Source organism: Sphingomonas sp. (assembly GCF_036388435.1).
In the GTDB taxonomy this organism is placed as follows: Bacteria; Pseudomonadota; Alphaproteobacteria; order Sphingomonadales; family Sphingomonadaceae; genus Sphingomonas.
In genome coordinates this window covers 23,150-42,683 of sequence record NZ_DASVRV010000013.1, presented here as the reverse complement: position 1 = coordinate 42,683, position 19,534 = coordinate 23,150, and the positions used below count along the sequence as shown (strand labels likewise).

15 protein-coding genes and 1 tRNA gene are annotated in these 19,534 nt (G+C 69.5%); 11 read left to right on the top strand and 5 right to left on the bottom strand.

Translation table 11 applies throughout. The features are described 5' to 3' along the window. Positions 1 to 81: 81 nt before the first annotated feature. Positions 82 to 600, bottom strand: coding sequence for a host attachment family protein (locus VF592_RS03385; protein WP_331004192.1), 519 nt, complete (start codon positions 598 to 600; stop codon positions 82 to 84). Positions 601 to 690: 90 nt separating this feature from the next. On the opposite strand from VF592_RS03385, the gene serS reads away from it, so the two are divergent. From serS to VF592_RS03360, 5 genes are all read left to right on the top strand, one after another. Continuing rightward, complete coding sequence (gene serS / locus VF592_RS03380; protein WP_331004191.1) at positions 691 to 1,968, top strand: serine--tRNA ligase; 1,278 nt, start codon at positions 691 to 693, stop codon at positions 1,966 to 1,968. After that, positions 1,969 to 2,742: a 5'/3'-nucleotidase SurE gene (surE, locus tag VF592_RS03375; protein ID WP_331004190.1), complete on the top strand. Its 774-nt coding sequence runs from the start codon at positions 1,969 to 1,971 to the stop codon at positions 2,740 to 2,742. It begins immediately after the preceding gene. Between the two features lie 5 nt (positions 2,743 to 2,747). Continuing rightward, positions 2,748 to 3,824: a M23 family metallopeptidase gene (locus tag VF592_RS03370; RefSeq protein ID WP_331004189.1), complete on the top strand. Its 1,077-nt coding sequence runs from the start codon at positions 2,748 to 2,750 to the stop codon at positions 3,822 to 3,824. A 43-nt stretch (positions 3,825 to 3,867) separates the two neighbouring features. Further along, a complete protein-coding gene (gene tyrS / locus VF592_RS03365) occupies positions 3,868 to 5,091 on the top strand; it encodes a tyrosine--tRNA ligase (protein WP_331004188.1) in 1,224 nt (407 codons plus the stop codon). Between the two features lie 74 nt (positions 5,092 to 5,165). Beyond that, on the top strand, positions 5,166 to 5,480 hold the full coding sequence (locus tag VF592_RS03360; protein WP_331004187.1) for a PilZ domain-containing protein: 315 nt from the start codon (positions 5,166 to 5,168) through the stop codon (positions 5,478 to 5,480). Here the strand turns inward: VF592_RS03360 and recG are convergent. Next, positions 5,477 to 7,525, bottom strand: coding sequence for an ATP-dependent DNA helicase RecG (gene recG / locus VF592_RS03355; RefSeq protein WP_331004186.1), 2,049 nt, complete (start codon positions 7,523 to 7,525; stop codon positions 5,477 to 5,479). The genes VF592_RS03360 and recG overlap by 4 nt on opposite strands. A 74-nt stretch (positions 7,526 to 7,599) precedes the next feature. Here recG and VF592_RS03350 point away from each other — a divergent pair, with 74 nt between their 5' ends. Together VF592_RS03350 and mfd are read left to right on the top strand one after the other, a co-directional pair. After that, entirely contained in the window at positions 7,600 to 7,866 is a 267-nt protein-coding gene (locus VF592_RS03350) for a succinate dehydrogenase assembly factor 2 (protein WP_331004185.1), read from the top strand. Further along, on the top strand, positions 7,866 to 11,321 hold the full coding sequence (gene mfd / locus VF592_RS03345) for a transcription-repair coupling factor (protein ID WP_331004184.1): 3,456 nt from the start codon (positions 7,866 to 7,868) through the stop codon (positions 11,319 to 11,321). The genes VF592_RS03350 and mfd overlap by 1 nt, the downstream gene beginning before the upstream one ends. A gap of 80 nt (positions 11,322 to 11,401) precedes the next feature. Here the strand turns inward: mfd and VF592_RS03340 are convergent, their stop codons facing one another. Next, complete coding sequence (locus VF592_RS03340) at positions 11,402 to 11,824, bottom strand: hypothetical protein (protein WP_331004183.1); 423 nt, start codon at positions 11,822 to 11,824, stop codon at positions 11,402 to 11,404. A 365-nt stretch (positions 11,825 to 12,189) separates the two neighbouring features. Next, the gene (locus VF592_RS03335; RefSeq protein WP_331004182.1) at positions 12,190 to 13,839 is read right to left on the bottom strand and encodes a GGDEF domain-containing phosphodiesterase; all 1,650 of its coding nucleotides are present in this window, start codon (positions 13,837 to 13,839) and stop codon (positions 12,190 to 12,192) included. A gap of 77 nt (positions 13,840 to 13,916) precedes the next feature. Here VF592_RS03335 and moaA point away from each other — a divergent pair, with 77 nt between their 5' ends. From moaA to VF592_RS03315, 4 genes are all read left to right on the top strand, one after another. After that, positions 13,917 to 14,948 carry a GTP 3',8-cyclase MoaA gene (moaA, locus tag VF592_RS03330; RefSeq protein ID WP_414714145.1) on the top strand — a complete coding sequence of 344 codons (1,032 nt, stop codon included), beginning with the start codon at positions 13,917 to 13,919 and terminating at the stop codon, positions 14,946 to 14,948. Continuing rightward, positions 14,945 to 15,724: an NAD kinase gene (locus VF592_RS03325; RefSeq protein ID WP_331004181.1), complete on the top strand. Its 780-nt coding sequence runs from the start codon at positions 14,945 to 14,947 to the stop codon at positions 15,722 to 15,724. The genes moaA and VF592_RS03325 overlap by 4 nt, the downstream gene beginning before the upstream one ends. 88 nt (positions 15,725 to 15,812) lie before the next feature. Further along, positions 15,813 to 15,887, top strand: a tRNA-Asn gene (locus VF592_RS03320). 80 nt (positions 15,888 to 15,967) lie between these two features. Continuing rightward, a complete protein-coding gene (locus tag VF592_RS03315) occupies positions 15,968 to 16,582 on the top strand; it encodes a CC0125/CC1285 family lipoprotein (protein ID WP_331004180.1) in 615 nt (204 codons plus the stop codon). A gap of 164 nt (positions 16,583 to 16,746) precedes the next feature. Here the strand turns inward: VF592_RS03315 and secA are convergent, their stop codons facing one another. Then, positions 16,747 to 19,488, bottom strand: a complete 2,742-nt coding sequence (gene secA / locus VF592_RS03310; protein ID WP_331004179.1) for a preprotein translocase subunit SecA — start codon at positions 19,486 to 19,488, stop codon at positions 16,747 to 16,749. Between the last annotated feature and the right edge of the window lie 46 nt (positions 19,489 to 19,534).

Here is a 19,534-nt window from a genome sequence, read left to right as displayed (position 1 = left end):
GCTGACCCCATCGCCCCCTGTTCCCAAGCCAGGGGGTGGTAAACGGGCTCGCGCCTTTCCGGCCGCGAGCCCGTTTTCACGTCAGGCGTTCTTGAGCGCTTTCTCGATGTCGGGGATCGGATGGCCCGTCAGGTCCTTGGCGAGCTCGCCGATCAGGCGGCTCTCCACCTCCTTGTGATAATGCTTGCGCAGCTCGCCCAGCGTCCTGGCCGGGGCGACCACGATCAGCTTGTCGAACTTGCGGGCCAGCGCGCGCTTGCGCAGCATGTCGGCGCACTCGCCGGCGAAGCGATCCTCCTCGAGCTGGTGGTAATCGGCTTCGCCCATCGTGCCGCCGCCCTGCGCGAACTGGGCGCCGCCGCCGCCGGCCGGCCCCTGCTGGTTCGACCCCCCGCTCGCGCCCGCCGGGGCGGACACGCCGGAGCGCTGGGACGAGGCCCGCCCCGCCTGGTCGGTCTTCTGGTCGATGTCGCGGGGATTGGGATGCTCCTCCGCCAGCTCGACCTGCAGATTCGGAAATTCCTCGTCGCCGTCGTTGCGCAGGAACAGCATCTTGCGGCCGTCCGCCACGAGCACATAGGCGTTGTTCGGCACGTGCATGGGGTATTCTCCTTATTGCGGTCGGGGGGTGAACGCCCCCGACCGCTCGGCGGTTGCGCGTGCGTCGGGTGCTCGCCATAGCCTGGGCCCATGCACGATATCCGCCTGATCCGGGACGACCCGGCCGCGTTCGACGCCGCGCTCGCGCGGCGGGGCGTGGAGCCGCCTTCGGCCGCCTTGCTGCAACTGGACGAACGCCGCCGGGCCTGCGTCGCCGAGGCGCAGGCCGCGCAGACGGACCGCAACGCCCTGTCCAAAGCGATCGGCCAGGCCAAGGCGTCGCGTGACGAAGCGCGCGCGAACGAGCTCATGACGCGGGTCGCCGTGCTCAAGGAAGCACTGCCGCGCCTGGAAGCCGACGAGACCCGCATCGGCGACGAGCTGAACGCCGCGCTCGCCGCGCTCCCCAATCTGCCCGCGGCCGACGTGCCCGACGGCACGGACGAGAGCGGCAATTTCGTCGTCCACGAGCGGGGCGACCGCCGCGACTTCGCCTTCGCGCCCGCCGAGCATGACGCGATCGGCCCCGCGCTGGGGCTCGATTTCGAGACCGGGGTCGCGATCGCCGGCGCGCGCTTCACGCTGCTGCGCGGCCCGGCCGCCCGGCTGGCGCGCGCGCTCGGCCAGTTCATGCTCGATCGGCTATGCCAGGAGCATGGCTATGAGGAGGTCGCGCCGCCGCTGCTGGTGCGCGACGAGGCGGTGTTCGGGACGGGGCAATTGCCCAAATTCGCCGAGGATCTGTTTCGCACCACCGATGGCCGCTGGCTCATCCCGACCGCGGAAGTGTCGCTCACCAACATCGTCCGCGAGAAGATCCTGGGCGAGGGCGAGCTGCCGCTCCGCTTCGCCGCGCTGACCCCCTGTTTCCGCTCCGAAGCGGGGGCGGCCGGGCGCGACACGCGCGGCTATATCCGCCAGCACCAGTTCGACAAGGTGGAGATGGTCTCGATCGTCGCCCCCGACCTGTCGGAGGCGGAGCATGAACGAATGACGACGTGCGCGGAGGGCGTGCTCGACGCGCTGGAGCTGCCTTATCGCCGGATGCTGCTTTGCGCAGGCGACATGGGGTTCACCGCGGCGCGTACCCATGACCTGGAGGTCTGGCTGCCGGGCCAGGGCGCGTATCGCGAGATTTCGAGCTGTTCGACCTGCACCGACTTCCAGGCGCGGCGCATGAACGCGCGCTACCGGCCCGAGGGCGAGAAGGGCACGCGTTTCGTCCACACGCTCAACGGCTCGGGCCTCGCGGTCGGGCGGACGGTCGTCGCGGTGCTGGAGAATTACCAGCAGGAGGACGGATCGGTCGCGGTGCCGACCGCGCTCCGCCCCTATCTGGGCAGGCTTGACCGACTGGAGCCGAAATAGATGCGCATCCTGCTGACCAACGACGACGGCTATCACGCGCCGGGGCTGGCCGTGCTGGAGCGGATCGCGCGGACGCTCTCCGACGACATCTGGATCGTCGCCCCCGCCGAGGAACAGTCGGGCACCGGCCGTTCGCTGACGATCACCCGCCCCGTCCGCGTCCGCCGCTTCGACCACCGGCGTTTCGCGGTCACGGGCACCCCGACCGATGCGGTGATGATGGCTTTGGCGTCGATCATGGACCACGCGCCCGACCTGATCCTGTCCGGGGTCAATCGCGGCGCGAACCTGGCGGAGGACGTGTCCTATTCCGGGACGGTGTCCGCCGCGATGGAAGGCGCCTTCGCCGGCATCCGATCGGTCGCGATGAGCCAGGTCTATGCCGTGGCCGAGGACGAGGAGGCACCGGGCGACGCCGTTTCCTTCGCCGCCGCCGAGGCCTGGGGCGAGCGCGTCCTGCGCCCGCTGATCGCGGCGGACTGGGCGCCGCGCACCACCGTCAACGTCAATTTTCCCCCGCTCGCGCCCGACCGGGTGCGCGGGATGCGCGTCGTCCGTCAGGGCTTGCGCGATCACGGGCGCGTCAAGGTCCATGACCGCACCGACCCGCGCGGCTTCGATTATCACTGGATCGGGCTTCAGCGCGTGCCGCACGATCCCGAGCCCGGCACCGATCTCCACGCGATCGGCGAGGGCTATGTGTCGGTCACCCCGCTCCACCTCGACCTGACGCACGAGCCCTCGCTCGCCGCGTTCGGGCGGGCGCTCGGATAGGCGCGATGCGGTCCGCTCTCATCCTGGGCGCGGCGCTCCTGACCGGCTGCATTCCGGGTGATGTCGCACCCGCGAGCGACGCCGCGCCGCCCCCGCCCACGCTCGCCCGGCCGGTGTCGCAGGCGCAGCTTTCCGACTTCGAAGCTCGCCGCGGCGACGAGGAAGTGGAGGCGCTGCCCGCGCCGCGCCCGGCCTGGGAAGCTCGCCCAGTCACCGCCGACGCGCAGGAGGTCGCCGCGGCGACCTATATCGTCGAGCCGGGCGACACGCTGCGCCGCGTGGCGGAGAAGACGGGAGCCGGGTCGGAGGCGATCGCCCGCGCCAATGCAATCGAGCCGCCCTTCACCATCAGGGTCGGCCAGCGACTCGCCATCCCGGCCGGGCGCTTCCACCTGGTCCGCCCCGGCCAGACGGGGATCGCGATCGCGCGCGCCTACGGCGTCGAATGGTCGCGCATCGTCGCCGCCAACCAGCTGGTCGATCCCTATGTGCTGCGCGTCGGCCAGCGGGTCGACATTCCCGGCGACCGGCGCGGCACGCCCAGCCTGGCCGAGCGCGCCGCCGCGTTCACGCTCGACGTCGACGACATCCTGACCGGCGGCGAGCCTGCGCTCGCGAGCGACCAGGCGCCGGCCCGGCCGGTGACGACCCCCGCGCGCGTCCTGCCCGCCACCGCCGCCGTGGTTGCGCCCGCGCGGCTGCGCTCGGGTTTCGCCTGGCCGGTCGACGGGCAGGTGGTGAAACGGTTCGGACGCGGCCAGTCGGGCGAGCGCAACGACGGCATCGAGATCGCGGTGCCCACCGATACGCCGATCAAGGCGGCGGCAGACGGCGTGGTCGCCTATGTCGGCAATGGCGTCGCCACGCTCGGCGGACTCGTGATCGTCAAGCATGGCGATGGCTGGACCAGCGTCTATGGCCACGCCTCCAAGCTCCTCGTCCAGCGCGGGCAGAGCGTGAAGCGCGGCGCCACGCTGGCGCTGTCGGGCGACAGCGGACAGGCCGACCAGCCAGAGGTGCATTTCGAGCTGCGGCGCGGCCGGACCCCGGTCGATCCGCTGGGGCAATTGCCCAGGTCCTGAGCGCGGGGTGACTCGGCGCGCTCGCCGATGCTACCGCGCGTCCATGGCCTATATCTCCGACCTGCTCCGCACCCTCGACGCGCGCGGTTACCTGCACCAGCTCACCGACGCCGCCGCGCTCGACGCGCTCGCCGACGCCCAAGTCGTGCCCGGCTATATCGGTTTCGATCCGACCGCGCCCTCGCTCCATGTCGGCAGCCTGGTGCAGATCATGCTCCTGCGCCGCCTTCAGCAATGCGGGCACAAGCCGATCGTGCTGATGGGCGGCGGCACGGGCAAGATCGGCGATCCCAGCTTCAAGGACGAGGCGCGGCAGCTGCTCGACGGGCCGAGCATCGCCGCCAATGTCGCGTCGATCCGGCGCATCTTCGAGCGGTTCCTGGTGTTCGGCGACGGGCCGAGCGACGCGGTGATGCTGGACAATGCCGATTGGCTCGACCGCCTCGAATATATACCCTTCCTGCGCGAGGTCGGGCGGCATTTCTCCGTCAACCGGATGCTCGGCTTCGACTCGGTCAAGCTGCGGCTCGACCGGGAGCAGTCGCTCAGCTTCCTCGAATTCAACTACATGATCCTCCAGGCCTATGACTTCCTGGAACTGTCGCGCCGCGCGGGTTGCCGGTTGCAGATGGGCGGATCGGACCAATGGGGCAATATCGTGGGTGGCGTCGACCTCGCACGGCGGATGGACGGGGCCGAGGTGTTCGGGGTCACGACGCCGCTGCTGACGACCGCCGATGGCGGCAAGATGGGCAAGACCGTCTCGGGCGCGGTGTGGCTGCACGAGGACCAGTTGCCGCATTTCGACTATTGGCAGTTCTGGCGCAACACGGCGGACGCGGATGTCGGCCGCTTCCTGCGGCTGTTCACCGACCTGCCGCTGGACGAGATCGCGCGACTGGAAGCGCTGCCCGGCGCCGAGATCAACGAGGCGAAGAAGGTGCTCGCCACCGAAGCGACCGCGATGTGCCGCGGGCGCGACGCCGCCGATGCCGCCGCCGAGACCGCGCGGCGCACCTTCGAGGAGGGCGCGGCCGACGCGGCGCTGCCGACGCTGACCGTCACCGGACCGATCGCGATCGTCGACGCGCTGATCGGCCTGGGCTTCTGCGCGTCCAAGGGCGAGGCACGACGCCTGGTCGCCGGCGGCGGTGCCCGCATGGACGGCGAAAAGATCGGATCGGAAACCGCGACGATCGAGGTCGCCGGCCAGCCGGTCCGCCTGTCGGCGGGCAAGAAGCAGCATGGGTTGCTCGTTCGTGGTTAGCCGCGCGTAAACCATCGCCGTTCCGTTGCGCTTATCTCTCCCACCGCTAACCATGGCGCAGGGGAGAGCCGGAAATGGCGAGCAAGGTTCAGGACTTAACGGAAGTACGGAGCGAACCGCGCGACGAGGTTCACTACCGTGCGCGCGCCTATGACCCCGCCGGGCGCCCGACCATCATGCTCGTCGTCAACATCTCGCCGGGCGGGCTGATGGCGCGGTGCGACGAGACTTACGAGCCGGGGGCAACCATCCGGGTCACGCTGCCGATGCTGGGCCAGGTCGCGGGCCGGGTCCGCTGGTCGCTAGGCGGGCGGATCGGCTGCCAGTTCGATCGTCCTATCGCCCCCCGCGAATATCGGACCCTGCTCGGGACGCTCCCGACCGCCTAACCCGATCGGAGCAGCTGCACCCCCGCGTCGCGATCGAACAGGTAGAGCGCGATCCGCGCCGCCTGGCCGCGCGCGCCCTCCAGCCCGCCGTCGCGGTCGACGAGCAGCCGCGTGTCGTCATGCGCGCATTGGAGCAGGTCGGCGAGCATCTCGGGCGCGGCGAGCCGGAACTCCGCCTCCCCCGACTGCCGCTTGCCCAGCATCTCGCCCGGCCCGCGCAGGCGCAGATCCTCCTCCGCGATGCGGAAGCCGTCATTGGTTTCGCGCATCAACGCCAGCCGCGCGCGCGACGTCTCGCTGAGCGCCCCGCCCCGCAGCAACAGGCAGCGCGACAGCCCCCCGCCCCGCCCCACGCGCCCGCGCAACTGGTGGAGCTGCGCCAGCCCGAACCGGTCGGCGGCCTCGATCACGATCAGGGTGGCGTTGGGCACGTCGACCCCGACCTCGATCACGGTGGTCGCGACGAGCACGCTCAACCGTCCGCCGGCGAAGGCGGTCATCACCGCGTCCTTCTCGGCCGGCTTCATGCGCCCATGGACCAGCCCGACCCGCTCGCCGAACCGCGCCCGGAGCACCTCGGCGCGCGCCTCAGCGGCGGCTAGGTCGCTCTTCTCGCTTTCCTCGACCAAGGGGCACACCCAATAGGCCTGGCCGCCTTCGGACATGTGCCGCCCGAGCGCGTTGACCACTTCGTCGAAGCGGTCCTCCGACACGACGCGGGTCTCGATCGGCTTGCGGCCCGGCGGCATCTCGTCGAGCCGGCTGACATCCATCTCGCCATATTGCGCCAGCGTCAGCGTGCGCGGGATCGGCGTGGCGGTCATCGCCAGCAGGTGCGGCGGACGCACGCCCTTGTTCGAAAGGAGCAGCCGTTCCGCGACCCCGAAACGGTGCTGCTCGTCGACCACGACCAGTCCGAGGTCGCGGTAGCCGACCGCCTCCTGGAAGATGGCGTGGGTGCCGACCAGGATGTCGATCTCCCCCGATTGCAGCCCCATCAGCGTCGCCTCGCGCGCGCGGCCCTTGTCGCGGCCCGTCAATGCCGCGACCGTCACCGGCAGCCCGGCGAGCATCCGCTGCAACGTGTCGAAATGCTGCCGCGCCAGGATCTCGGTCGGCGCGAGCATCGCCCCCTGCGCCCCCGCCTCGACCGCGATCAGCAGCGCCATCAGCGCGACCAGCGTCTTGCCCGATCCCACATCGCCCTGGAGCAGGCGGAGCATGGGCGCGGTCTGTTGCAGGTCGCCCTCGATCTCGCGCACCGTCCGCGCCTGCGCCCCGGTCGGTTCATAGGGCAGCCGCAACAGGTCGCGCAGCCGCCCGTCCCCGACCAGCGCGCGGCCCTGGCGCTTGCGCGTGTCGGCGCGGACCAGCGTCATCGCCAGCTGGTTGGCGAACACCTCGTCATAGCCCAGCCGCTCGCGTGCCTTCAGGTCGGCGGGGTCGAGATGCACCCGCTCCAGCGCGTCGCGCCAGTCGGGCCAGCCGCGCGCTTCCTTCAGCCCCGGCTCGATCCACTCGGGCAAAGCGGGCGCGCGCGCGATCGCCTGCGCCGCGAGCGCGGCCAGCCGGCGCGACGTGATCCCCTCCGACAGCGGATAGATCGCCTCGCGGTCGCGGAACCGCTCGTCGCCCTCGATCTCGGGATGGACGATCTGGAGCTCCTGGCCGTACTGCTCCAGCCGTCCCGATACCCGCCTGGGTTCGCCCAGCGGCAGCAGCTTCTTCACATAGCCCGACGCCCCGCCGAAATAGGTCAGGCTGACAGGGTTGCCCCGGCGGTCGGTCGCCTGGACCCGCGTCGGCCCGCGCCCGCCGCTCAGGCGATAATCGACCGGGCGCAGCGTGATCGCGATCGTGCGGCCGACATCGGCCTGCATCAGCTCGTCGCGCGCCCAGCGGTCGACATGGCCGGCCGGCAGGTGAAAGGCGATGTCGACCACGCGCTCCAGCTTCAGCCGCTCCAGCGGCTTGGCCAGAGCGGGGCCGACGCCCTTGAGCGCGGTCGCTTCCGCGAACAACGGATTGAGGATGTCGGGCCGCATGACTATCTGCCCGCCATACACCAGCCGACGGCCGCTGCCAGCGCCCGTGGGCCGATCGCCGTTGGAGCCTGCCCATGGACCCCGAAATCCGCCTCAAGCGCCTGCGCTTCCGCGCCTGGCACCGCGGCACGCGCGAGGCCGATCTGATGATCGGTGGCTTCTTCGACGCGCATTCGGCCCAGTGGGACGCGAGCGAACTCGACTGGTTCGAGGCGCTGCTCGAGGAACAGGATGTCGACATCATGGGCTGGGCGATCGGGTCGATCGCCTGCCCGCCTGAGTGGGGCGGCCCGATGATGGAGCGGATGCGCGCGCTGACCTATGTGCCCGTAGCGCGTTGATGCCCGACCTGAAGACCATCCTCACCGCTCCCGGCCCGCTCACTCTCTCGGGCGTGCCGACCGGGTTCCAGCCCCAGCTCCTCGCGGACCTCGCCCGCGCCGCGCCGTCACGTGTGATGTTCGTCGCCCCCGACGATGCCGCCATGCGCGCGCTGGCCCAGTGTGCGCCGTTCTTCGCGCCCGACCTGGAGGTGCTGAGCTTTCCCGCCTGGGACTGCCTGCCCTATGACCGCGCCTCGCCCAATCTGCGCACCATGGCGGAGCGGATCGCCTGCCTCCACCGGCTCCAGGGCCGGCGCGACCGGCCGCAGCTCGTCCTCACCACCGCCAACGCCGCCACCCAGCGCGTCCTGACGCCCTTCCGCATCCGCCAGCTCGTCGCGACGCTGATGCCCGGCGAGCGGATCGACCGCGACAAGCTGGCCGCGCTGCTCCAGGCGAACGGCTACGTCCGCACCGACACCGTCCACGATCACGGCGAATATGCCGTGCGCGGCGGCATCGTCGACCTGTTCCCGAGCGGCGAGGAACAGGCGCTGCGCCTCGACTTTTTCGGCGACGAGATCGAATCGGTCCGCACCTTCTCCGCCGACGACCAGCGGACCACCGGCCGGCTCGACGGCTTCACCCTCCTTCCCGCCTCCGAGGCGCTGCTCGACGAGGAGTCGATCAAGCGGTTCCGCGGCGCCTACCGCGAGCGCTTCGGCGCCACCGCGACCGGCGACCCGCTCTACCAGGCCGTGTCCGAGGGCCGGCGCCTCGCGGGCATGGAACATTGGCTGCCGCTGTTCGAGGAGAAGCTGGCGACCCTGTTCGACCATCTCGACGACAAGGCGATCGTCCTGCGCGACTCGGGCAGCGTCGCCGCCGCCGAGAGCCGGTTCGAGGCGGTCGCCGATTATTTCGAGAATCGCCGCCGCGCCGAGGCCGCCCAGCCCGGCAGCTACCGCCCGCTCGCGCCCAAATCGCTCTACCTCGCCGCCGACGAGTGGAACGAGCGGCTGACCGGCGCGCGCGCCCATCTCGCCACGCCCTTCCACGAACCCGAAAGCGCGACCGTCCTCGACTTCGCGGTCGACGGCCCACGCGATTTCGGGCCGGAGCGCGGGTCGGGCGTCAATCTGTACGAGGCGGTGGTCGATCATCTGGGTCGCCTGCGCCGCGCCGGAAAGAAGCCCATCCTCGCCAGCTATTCGATCGGCGCGCGCGAGCGGCTGGGCGGGCTGCTCAAGGATCACCGCCTGACCGGCGCGAAGACCGTCGACACCTGGCAGGAGGCGCTCGGCCAATCCGCCAGCGGGGTGGCCCTGATCGTCCTGCCGCTCGACCATGGCTTCACCGCGCCCGGCGTCGCGCTTCTGACCGAGCAGGACATGCTCGGCGACCGGCTGATCCACCGCACCAAGCGCAAGAAGTCGGCCGACGCGTTCCTGGCCGAACTCGCGACGCTCTCGCCCGGCGACCTCGTCGTCCATACCGAACACGGCATCGGCCGCTATCTCGGCCTGACCTCGGTCAAGGTCGGCCAGAGCCCCCATGACTGCGTCGCGCTCGAATATGCGGGCGGGGACAAATTGTTCGTGCCCGTCGAGAATATCGACGTGCTGTCGCGCTACGGATCGGGCGAGGAGGGCGCGACGCTCGACCGCCTGGGCGGCGAGGCGTGGCAGCGGCGCAAGTCGCGCATGAAGGAGCGCATCCGCGAGATCGCGGGCGAGCTCATCGCCACCGCCGCCGAACGCGCGCTCCATCCCGGCGAGGTGCTGGAGCCCGATGGGAGCGGCTATCCCGGCTTCGTCGATCGCTTCCCCTATGAGGAGACCGAGGACCAGGACCGCGCGATCGGCGACGTCATCGCCGATCTGGGGGCAGGCAAGCCGATGGACCGGCTCGTCGTCGGCGATGTCGGCTTCGGCAAGACGGAGGTCGCGCTGCGCGCCGCCTTCGTCGCCGCCATGGCGGGCAAGCAGGTCGCGATCGTCTGCCCCACGACCCTGCTCGCGCGCCAGCATTACAATAATTTCGTCGCGCGCTTCGAAGGCTTTCCGATGCGCATCGGCCGCCTCTCGCGCCTCGTCACCGCCGGCGAGGCCAAGGCGACCAAGGAGGGGCTGGCGGCCGGCACGATCGACGTGGTGGTCGGCACCCACGCCATCCTGGCGAAGAACATCGATTTCAAGCGGCTGGGGCTCGTCGTCGTCGACGAGGAGCAGCGTTTCGGCGTCACCCACAAGGAACGGCTGAAAGCGCTCAAGGCCGATGTCCATATGCTGACGCTGACCGCTACGCCGATCCCACGCACGCTGCAGATGGCGATGTCGGGCATCCGCGACCTGTCGGTCATCCAGACCCCGCCCGTCGATCGCCTCGCGGTCCGCACCTACATCATGCCCTGGGACCCCGTCGTCCTGCGCGAGGCGCTGCTGCGCGAGCATTACCGGGGCGGCCAGAGCTTCGTGGTGACGCCGCGCATCGCCGACCTGCCCGATATCGAGGAGTTCCTGCGGAAGGAGGTGCCCGAGATCCGCTACGTCGTCGCCCACGGTCAGATGTCCCCGACCGAAGTCGAGGAACGCATGTCCTCCTTCTACGACAAGAAGTTCGAGGTGCTGGTCTCGACCACCATCGTCGAGAGCGGGCTCGACATCCCGTCGGCCAACACGATGATCGTCCACCGCGCCGACCGCTTCGGCCTGGCGCAGCTCTACCAGCTGCGCGGCCGCGTCGGCCGGTCCAAGACGCGTGCCTATGCCTATATGGTCACCCCGCCCGAACGGCAGATGACCGAGGCGGCGGACAAGCGCCTGAAGGTGCTCAGCGACCTCGACACGCTCGGCGCCGGGTTCCAGCTCGCCTCCCACGATCTCGACATACGCGGCGCGGGCAACCTGCTCGGCGACGAGCAGTCGGGGCATATCAAGGAGGTCGGCTTCGAACTCTACCAGTCGATGCTGGAGGAGGCGATCATGGACGCCAAGGCGGGCGGCTTCGCCTCGCGCCCGCGCGACTTCTCGCCCCAGATCACCGTCGACGCGCCCATCCTGATCCCCGACGACTACGTCCCCGACCTCGACCTGCGCATGGGCCTCTACCGCCGCCTCAACGACCTGGACGAGACGCGGGAGGTCGAGGCGTTCGCAGCCGAGATGATCGACCGCTTCGGCCCCCTGCCCGACCCGACCGAGAACCTGATCCGCGTGATCGAGATCAAGATGAACGCCAAGCGCGCCGCCGTCGCCAAGATCGATGTCGGTCCCAAGGGTGTGCTGATCTCGTTCCACGACGACAAGCCGCCCAACCCGGCGGGCGTCATGGCCTATGTCGAGAAGCTCGGCGGCATCGCCCGCCTGCGCCCCGACAGCAAGCTGGTCGTGACCCGCGCCTGGGCCGATCCCAAGGCGCGGCTCAACGGCGCGCTGCAGATCAGCCGGGGGCTGGCGAAGGCGGCGGGGTAGGGCGGGCGCATTCTGGCGGACAGCAACGATTTCGAGTGGCTGGCGGCCGTTCGTCCTCGTCGGCCAGCTTGGCGTCCACCTCAGTAATCCGGCATCGCGCATTCCGCGTACTCGACCGATTTGGTCGATGCGTCGTACTGAATCTGAACAGCCCGACAACCTTCAGAAGCCACCGCAGGATAATCACTGAATTGCACCCATCGGCGACGGCCCGGCCGCAAGTCAGCAGCCGCTGGACCTGACACCTCTTTAAGGCTCATATTAGCCTGCATGTCCGAACAACCATAGTCGGCGGCTCTCGTCTCAATCTCAGTCGTGTATGCTGCGAGAACTCTACCACGATATTCAGTGTAGTACCGGGCATGTTGCGCTAACGGGAGTGAGCCTTTCGGCAATTTCAGTTTTGCCTCGATTTCATTCATCAATCTCTGCTGGCGAGTTTTCTCACTTGAGCCACAAGCGCTGATGGTGAGGAGTACGAGGAGCGGACCTGCTAACTTCATTCAAACTACATTTCACATGTCGACTATCTCTGCAATCGGAGGAACGGGGCCGTTGACCGACCGGCGCTGGATACCCGCTACGGGTCGAAAGCAGACGTCAAGGAAGTCGCTGTCCTACAGCATCCCTACCATCGGAGACGCTCCGCCGACTCGGGTCCGTCCCAAGTCCTGCTCTTTCGCCTTGTCGATCTAGGCAAGCGGCTCGCAACGCAACAGAGGTGGCCGCGTCCGCCGCGTTCCGGCTCACGCCGAACCTCGTTCACGCCTCTACTTCCCTCTACTTGTTCAGGTTCGTAGGCCCGGCGACCAGGCGTTCTTGGCGTGACCTTAGTGACCTTCCGCGCTCGCGCCCCTCGCTCTCTCGCCTACGCGGGAGACCCGAAACGAGGCTCTACCAGCGCCGCGAGCCCCGCCACATCCAACGCCCCCGCGCACAGGAACCCCTGAAACAGCTCGCACCCCTCGCGCGCCAGCAGGTCGCGCTGCGCCGCCGTCTCCACCCCCTCGGCGATCGTGTGGAGCCCCAGCGACCGCGCCAGCGCCAGCACGCCCTGCGCCACCACCCGCTCGCGCCCGTCGCGCTCGATCCCGCGCACCAGCGACATGTCGAGCTTCAGATAATCGAGCGGCAGCGCGTTGAGATAGGCGAGGCTCGAATAGCCCGTCCCAAAATCGTCGATCGCGGTCCGGCATCCCGCCGCGCGCAAGCGGGCGAGCAGCGCGGCCGCGCGGTCGAGATCGCCGATCAGCCCCGTCTCGACGATCTCCACGGTCAGCCGATCGAGCACGAACCCCGCCGCCGCGACGCGCTGGAGAAAGCGTTCGGCGAAGTCGCTGCCGCCGACATCCTCGGCGGTGACGTTGATCGACAGTCGCAGCGCCGACAGCGCCGTCGGCCAGCCGGCCGCGCTGTCGAGCGCCAGCCGCTGGACATGCTCCGACAGCGCCAGTCCCAGCCCGGCGCGCTCCGCCGCCGCGAACAGCGCCTCCGCGCCCACCGCGCCCAGCCGCGGATGCGTCCAGCGCGCCAGCGCCTCGACCCCGACGATCCGCCCCGTCGCGATCTCGACCTGGGGCTGGAACAGCACCGCGATCTGCCCGTCGCCGATCGCGTGGTGGACATCGACCGCCAGCGCCTCCGCCGCCAGCCCCTGGTCGACCGGGGCCAGCATCGCTCCCGCACGCCGGATCAGCGCGCCGGCATCCTCCCCGGCCCGCGAAGTCGCGACGCCCACGCGCGCGCCGACCACCGCGCGCCCGAACGGCTCGGACAGGTCGGCCGTCACCCGCGCGACGAGCGCATCGGCGTCCGCCGCGCCCGCATCGCCGGCCAGCAGGAATTCCGGCCCGGCGGTCCGCGCGACGATCGCGTCCGACCCGAACAGCGCGGTCGCGATCGCTTGGAGCCGCTCGGCGGCGGCCTGGAGGATCGCGTCGCCGATCGCGCGGCCATGGGCGGAGTTGACCAGCTCGAAGCTCGTCAGCGCCACGCAGGCGGCGATCACCGGGCGCCCGGCCGCCAGCCGCCCCGCCGTCCAGCGCCTTACCGCGTCCCCGACCTGCGCCACCGGCACCGGATCGCCCCGCCGCCGCCGGGGAAGCACGTCGGCACGCCCCAGCCGCTCGGTCAGCCGCTCGGCGAAGCGGATCGCGTGCACGAATTCGCCCTCGCCCGCCGGGCTGAGCAGGAAATGGGTGGCGCCGGCCTCCAGGATCGCGCCGATCGACCCCGCATCCCCGCGCGATACCAGCGCGAGCAATGCCCCGCCGGCGCGTTCGACCGCAGGCGCCAGCGTCCGGATCGCGCCCAGCCCCTCGTCCAGCGCGCCGCGCGCGTCGACCACCGTCACCGCCGCGCCTGCCGCGGGGAGGTCGACCTCCTCCAGCCGCCGCGCGCCGACGACCCGCCACCCCGCCCCGCTGGCGAGCTGGACCAGCTCGTCGAGCTGCCGGAACGACAGGATCGCCAGCGCGCGATCGGCGTCGAATTCGATGATGTCCCCGCCCCCGCTCACGCCTTCGCGTCTAGGCCGCGCGGGGCCTCCGGGTAAACGGGCTTGTCGCGCGGCACGTCCCGCCCTAGCTCAAGGACGTGGCAGTCCCGACCAGTCCCGCCGAACCGCATCCGGTCGACGCGCCCGGACTGATCGACGCGCATGGTCGCGCGATCGGTTATCTGCGCATCTCCGTCACCGACCGGTGCGACCTGCGCTGCCGCTATTGCATGGCCGAGCGGATGACCTTCCTGCCCCGTTCGGCGCTGCTCGCGCTGGAGGAGATCGCGATCATCGCCGAGCGGTTCATCGCGCGCGGCGTGACCAAGATCCGCCTGTCGGGGGGCGAGCCGCTCGTCCGTCGCGATGTCGGCGAACTCGTCGACCGGCTCGGCGCCCATGTCGGGCACGGCCTGGACGAGCTGACGATGACGACCAACGGCACGCGCCTGGCGGAGCACGCCCCGCGTCTCCACGCCGCCGGTATCCGCCGCGTCAACGTCAGCCTCGACAGCCTCGATCCGGCGGCCTTTCGCCACATCACGCGGCATGGCGATCTCGCTCAGGTGCTCGGCGGCGTCTTCGCGGCGCGCGACGCGGGGCTCCGGGTCAAGATCAACACCGTCGCGCTGCGCGGGCTGAACGAGCATGAACTGCCCGACATCCTCGCCTGGACGGCGCGCGAGGGGTTCGACCTGTCGCTGATCGAAACCATGCCGCTCGGCGCCGTCGAGGAGGACCGCGTCGACCGCTTCCTGCCGCTGACCGAGGTGTTCAGGGCCCTGTCCGACCGCTTCACCCTGACCCGCGATGCCCACCGCAGCGGCGGGCCCGCGCGCTACTGGTCGGTCGATGGCGGCGCGACGCGCCTCGGGCTCATATCCCCGCTCACCGCCAATTTCTGCGACGGCTGCAACCGCGTCCGCCTGACGACCGAGGGGAAGCTGTATCTGTGCCTCGGCCATGACGACCAGGTCGACCTCAAGGCCGCGCTGCGCGACGGCGGCGTTGCCGCGCTCGACGCCGCGATCGATCTGGGGCTGCGGATCAAGCCGGCACGCCATGACTTCCGCATCGGCGTCGGCGACGGGCCCGCCGTCGCGCGTCACATGAGCGTCACCGGCGGATGAGCGACCAGCCGCGGCGCGCGCTGGTCGCCTCGCCGACGCCGCCCGCCCAGGCCGCCGCGCGCGACCTGGCGGACGCCGACGACTGGGTCCCGTTCGAGGACGCCGACCTCGTCGTGGCGCTGGGCGGCGACGGCTTCATGCTCCAGACGCTCCATGCGATGCTCGCGCGGCGACGGCCGGCCGTGCCGGTGTTCGGCATGAACCTGGGCACGGTCGGTTTCCTGATGAACGACTGGCGCCATCATGGCCTGTCGGAACGCCTGCTGCGCGCCAAGCCGTTCCGCATCTCGCCCCTGGCGGCGACGGTCACCGGGAATGACGGCCGCGTCCATCAACTGCCCGCGATCAACGAGGTGTCGCTGCTCCGCGAGACCCGCCAGACCGCCAAGCTGGAGGTGACGGTCAACGACCGCGTGGTCATGCCCGAACTCGCCTGCGACGGCATCCTGGTCGCCACCCCGGCGGGGTCCACCGCGTACAACCTGTCGGCGCAGGGCCCGATCCTGCCGCTCGGCTCCGCGTTGCTCGCGCTCACCCCGATCAGCCCGTTTCGCCCGCGGCGCTGGCGCGGCGCGATCCTGCCCGACAAGGCGCAGATCTCGCTGCGCGTGCTCAACCCCGCCAAGCGGCCCGTATCGGCGGTGGCCGATCACAACGAGGTGCGCGACGTGGCGCGGGTCGACATCTCGGTCGACCGCGCGCGGGCGCTGACATTGCTGTTCGACCCCGAACACGCGCTGGACGACCGCATCACCATGGAACAGTTCATCGCCTGAGCGGGCACGCGCGGGCGCGGGGTTGATCTCCCCGAAAACCGCTGCCATAGGCGCCCCTCCCGAGCGGCTCCGCTCGGTGGAAAAGTGTTCCCCGGTAGCTCAGCGGTAGAGCGTTCGACTGTTAATCGAATGGTCGCCTGTTCGAATCAGGCCCGGGGAGCCATTTCGTTCATCGGACGTTCCGTAACTGGTTGTTAATGGGCGGTCTATTCGCCGCATTCGCCGCGAACGGAGAACGTAAAGATGCGTCTTGGACTTGGCCGCAAGGCTCTGCTGGCCGCGCTCGCGACCGGCACTCTCGTCGTCGCGGGTTGCGCGACGGAAACCACCTACCGCCCGGCGCGTGGCCAGGGCTTCAACCGCACCGGCTATAGCGAGCAGCGGATCGAACCCGATCGCTATCTCGTCAGCTTCGGCGGCAACAGCGTGACCGAGCGCGACACGGTGGAGCGCTATTTGCTCTTCCGCGCCGCCGAACTCACGCTGCAACAAGGCTATGACTATTTCGTCACGGCCGAGCGCGACACTGACCGCCAGACCCGTACCTACACCACGCCCGGCCTCGGCTATGGCGGCTTCGGTCCCGGCTTTGGCGCCTGGGGTCCGGCGTGGAGCTTTTACGGACGTCCCTTCGGCTATCGCCGGTTCGGCGGCTTCTACGGAGGCTATGGCGGGTTCGGCGGGTTCGGCGGCTTCGGCAACGATTTCGACATCCGTCAGGTCGACCGGTTCGAGGCGACCGCCGAGATCGTGATGCGTCGCGGTCCCATCCCACGCGACAATCTGCGCGCCTTCGACGCGCGCCGGGTGATCGACACGGTTGGGCCGACGGTGGTCCTGCCCCGCGACCGCGGCTAAGGCCCAAGCCTTAGACAAGGAAGGATCGCGGGGCGCGGCCGACACCGGGAACGACGGTTCGTCGCTCCCGGTGTTCGACGACACGGGCTTTGCCCGTGTCGCCCCCGCCCGATAAGAAAAAGCCGCCGGTGCTCCCCAGCACCGGCGGCTTTTTCACGCCCGCCTCACGCGGTCACCGTCCCGTGGCAATGCTTGTACTTGCGCCCCGACCCGCACGGGCAGGGCGAGTTGCGGCTGACCACGCCTTCCCAGCTGGCGGGGTCCTCGCCCATCTCCATCGGCTCGGGCCGCGGGATCGACAGCGGCGGGAGCTGTGCGCTCACGAGCCCGCGCGCCGCCGAGTCGAGGTCGCGCGTGTCGTCCTCGCCCGTGAACGGGTCGAAATGGCTGGTGATGAAGTCGGGCAACTCGGGCAGCGCCGGCGGCATGTCGACGCGGAACTGCGCATGGGCGACCGTCCGCGTCACATCTTCGCGGATCGCGTCGAGCATCCGCGAGAAGAGCGCGAACGCCTCCTGCTTATACTCGTTCAGCGGCGTCTTCTGCGCATAGGCGCGCAGGTGGACGACCTGACGCAGCGCGTCGAGCGTGGCCAGATGCTCCTTCCAATGATGGTCCAGATTCTGGAGCAGGATCGACTTCTCGACCTGGGTCCAGGTCTCGGGATCGAGATCGGCCGCCTTGGCCTCGATCGCCGCATCGGCGGCGGCGCGGACGCGCTCCTCGACCAGTTCGGGGTCGATCGCCTCCTCCTTGAGCCAGTCGTCGATCGGCAGGTCGAGCGCCAGCACCTCCTCGAAACGCGCCTTCATGCCCGCCACGTCCCATTGCTCGGGATAGCTGTTGGGCGGGCACGCCTCGCCGACCAAGACGTTGACCGTCTCGGCGCGCATGTCGACGACCACGTCGCCGACCGCATCGGCGTCCATGATGTCGGCGCGCTGTTCGTAGATGACCTTGCGCTGATCGTTCATCACGTCGTCATATTCGACGACCTGCTTGCGCACGTCGTAGTTGCGTGCCTCGACCTTCTTCTGCGCGGTCTCGATCGCCTTGGTCAGCCATTTCGAGCCGATCGCCTCGCCATCCTCGATATTGTTGCGCATCATCTTGGCGAACAGCGTGTCCGGACCGAAGATACGCAGCAGATCGTCGTCCAGCGACAGGTAGAAACGGCTCAAGCCCGGATCGCCCTGGCGGCCCGACCGGCCGCGAAGCTGGTTGTCGATGCGCCGCGACTCGTGCCGCTCGGTGCCGAGCACGAACAGCCCGCCCGCGGCCAGCACGCGCGCCTTCTCCTCAGCGATCTCCGCCTTGATCCGCGCGATCGCGGCATCGCGCTCGGGACCTTCGGGCAGGGCGCCCAGCTCGTCCTCGACCCGGAATTCCAGGTTTCCGCCCAGCTGGATGTCGGTGCCGCGCCCGGCCATGTTGGTCGCGATCGTCACCACGCTCTCGCGCCCGGCCTGGGCGACGATCCGCGCCTCCTGCTCATGCTGGCGCGCGTTCAGGACGGAATGCTCCACGCCTTCCTGAACCAGGAAATCGCTCAGCAGCTCGGATTTCTCGATCGATACGGTGCCGACGAGCACGGGCTGGCCGCGCTCGGCATGTTCGCGGATCTTCCTGGCGATGGCGCGGAACTTGTCCGGCGTGTCCTTGTAGAACTCGTCCTCCTCGTCGACGCGCTTGACGCCGACATTGGTGGGGATCGTCACCACGTTCATCTTGTAGATGTCGTAGAATTCGGCCGCCTCGGTCGCGGCCGTGCCGGTCATCCCCGACAGCTTGGGGTACATGCGGAAATAATTCTGGAAGGTGATCGACGCCATGGTCTGGTTCTCGGGCTCGATCTCGACCCCCTCCTTGGCCTCGACCGCCTGGTGGAGGCCGTCCGACCAGCGCCGCCCGTCCATCATGCGGCCGGTGAACTCGTCGATGATGACGACCTTGTCGTCCTTGACGATGTAATCGGTGTCGCGCTTGAACATGACATTGGCGCGTAGCGACTGGTTGAGGTGGTGGACCACCTGCGTGTTCTCGAAGTCGTAGAGATTCTGTCCCTGGAGCAGCCCGGCGGTCTCGAGCATCCGCTCGACCTTCTCCGTGCCGTCCTCCGTCAGCACGATCGAACGCTGCTTCTCGTCCTTCTGGTAATCCTCGGGCGCGAGCCGCTTCACCACCGCGTCGACCGACATGTAGAGCTCCGACTTGTCGTCGGTCGGGCCCGAGATGATGAGCGGGGTGCGCGCCTCGTCGATCAGGATCGAATCGACCTCGTCCACGATCGCATAGGCGAAGGGCCGCTGGACCATCGCGCTGCGCTCATATTTCATGTTGTCGCGCAGATAGTCGAAGCCGAACTCGTTGTTCGTGCCATAGGTGATGTCGGCCGCGTACGCGTCGCGCCGCTGCTGGTCGGTCAGATTGGGGACGATCACGCCCACCGACATGCCCAGGAAGCGGTAGACCCGCCCCATCCACTCCGCGTCGCGTGCCGCGAGATAGTCGTTGACCGTCACCACATGGACGCCGTCGCCCGGCAAGGCGTTGAGATAGGTGGCGAGCGTCGCGACCAGCGTCTTGCCCTCGCCCGTGCGCATCTCGGCGATCTCGCCCCGGTGAAGGACGATTCCGCCGATCATCTGCACATCGTAATGCCGCTGGCCGAGCACGCGCCTGGCCGCTTCGCGCACCGTCGCGAACGCTTCGGGGAGCAGGTCGTCGAGCTTGGCGCCGTCCGCCAGCCGCTCGCGGAACAGCGCCGTCTGTCCGGCGAGCTGGTCGTCCGACATGGCCTGGAGCGCGGGCTCGAACCCCGCGATCCTCGCGAGCAGGGGGTTGAGCGATTTGACGTATCGGTCGTTGGACGACCCGAACAGGGATTTGGCAAAGCCGCCGAGCATGGACGAATTCCTGGAATAAGCGGGCGGGCAGCCGCCGGGACGGCCC

Bases quoted from the DNA above. Each gene is read 5' to 3' on its own strand.
- VF592_RS03385 (WP_331004192.1), bottom strand. From the start codon at position 600: ATGCACGTGCCGAACAACGCCTATGTGCTCGTGGCGGACGGCCGCAAG.
- serS (WP_331004191.1), top strand. From the start codon at position 691: ATGCACGATATCCGCCTGATCCGGGACGACCCGGCCGCGTTCGACGCC.
- surE (WP_331004190.1), top strand. From the start codon at position 1,969: ATGCGCATCCTGCTGACCAACGACGACGGCTATCACGCGCCGGGGCTG.
- VF592_RS03370 (WP_331004189.1), top strand. From the start codon at position 2,748: ATGCGGTCCGCTCTCATCCTGGGCGCGGCGCTCCTGACCGGCTGCATT.
- tyrS (WP_331004188.1), top strand. From the start codon at position 3,868: ATGGCCTATATCTCCGACCTGCTCCGCACCCTCGACGCGCGCGGTTAC.
- VF592_RS03360 (WP_331004187.1), top strand. From the start codon at position 5,166: ATGGCGAGCAAGGTTCAGGACTTAACGGAAGTACGGAGCGAACCGCGC.
- recG (WP_331004186.1), bottom strand. From the start codon at position 7,525: ATGCGGCCCGACATCCTCAATCCGTTGTTCGCGGAAGCGACCGCGCTC.
- VF592_RS03350 (WP_331004185.1), top strand. From the start codon at position 7,600: ATGGACCCCGAAATCCGCCTCAAGCGCCTGCGCTTCCGCGCCTGGCAC.
- mfd (WP_331004184.1), top strand. From the start codon at position 7,866: ATGCCCGACCTGAAGACCATCCTCACCGCTCCCGGCCCGCTCACTCTC.
- VF592_RS03340 (WP_331004183.1), bottom strand. From the start codon at position 11,824: ATGAAGTTAGCAGGTCCGCTCCTCGTACTCCTCACCATCAGCGCTTGT.
- VF592_RS03325 (WP_331004181.1), top strand. From the start codon at position 14,945: ATGAGCGACCAGCCGCGGCGCGCGCTGGTCGCCTCGCCGACGCCGCCC.
- VF592_RS03315 (WP_331004180.1), top strand. From the start codon at position 15,968: ATGCGTCTTGGACTTGGCCGCAAGGCTCTGCTGGCCGCGCTCGCGACC.
- secA (WP_331004179.1), bottom strand. From the start codon at position 19,488: ATGCTCGGCGGCTTTGCCAAATCCCTGTTCGGGTCGTCCAACGACCGA.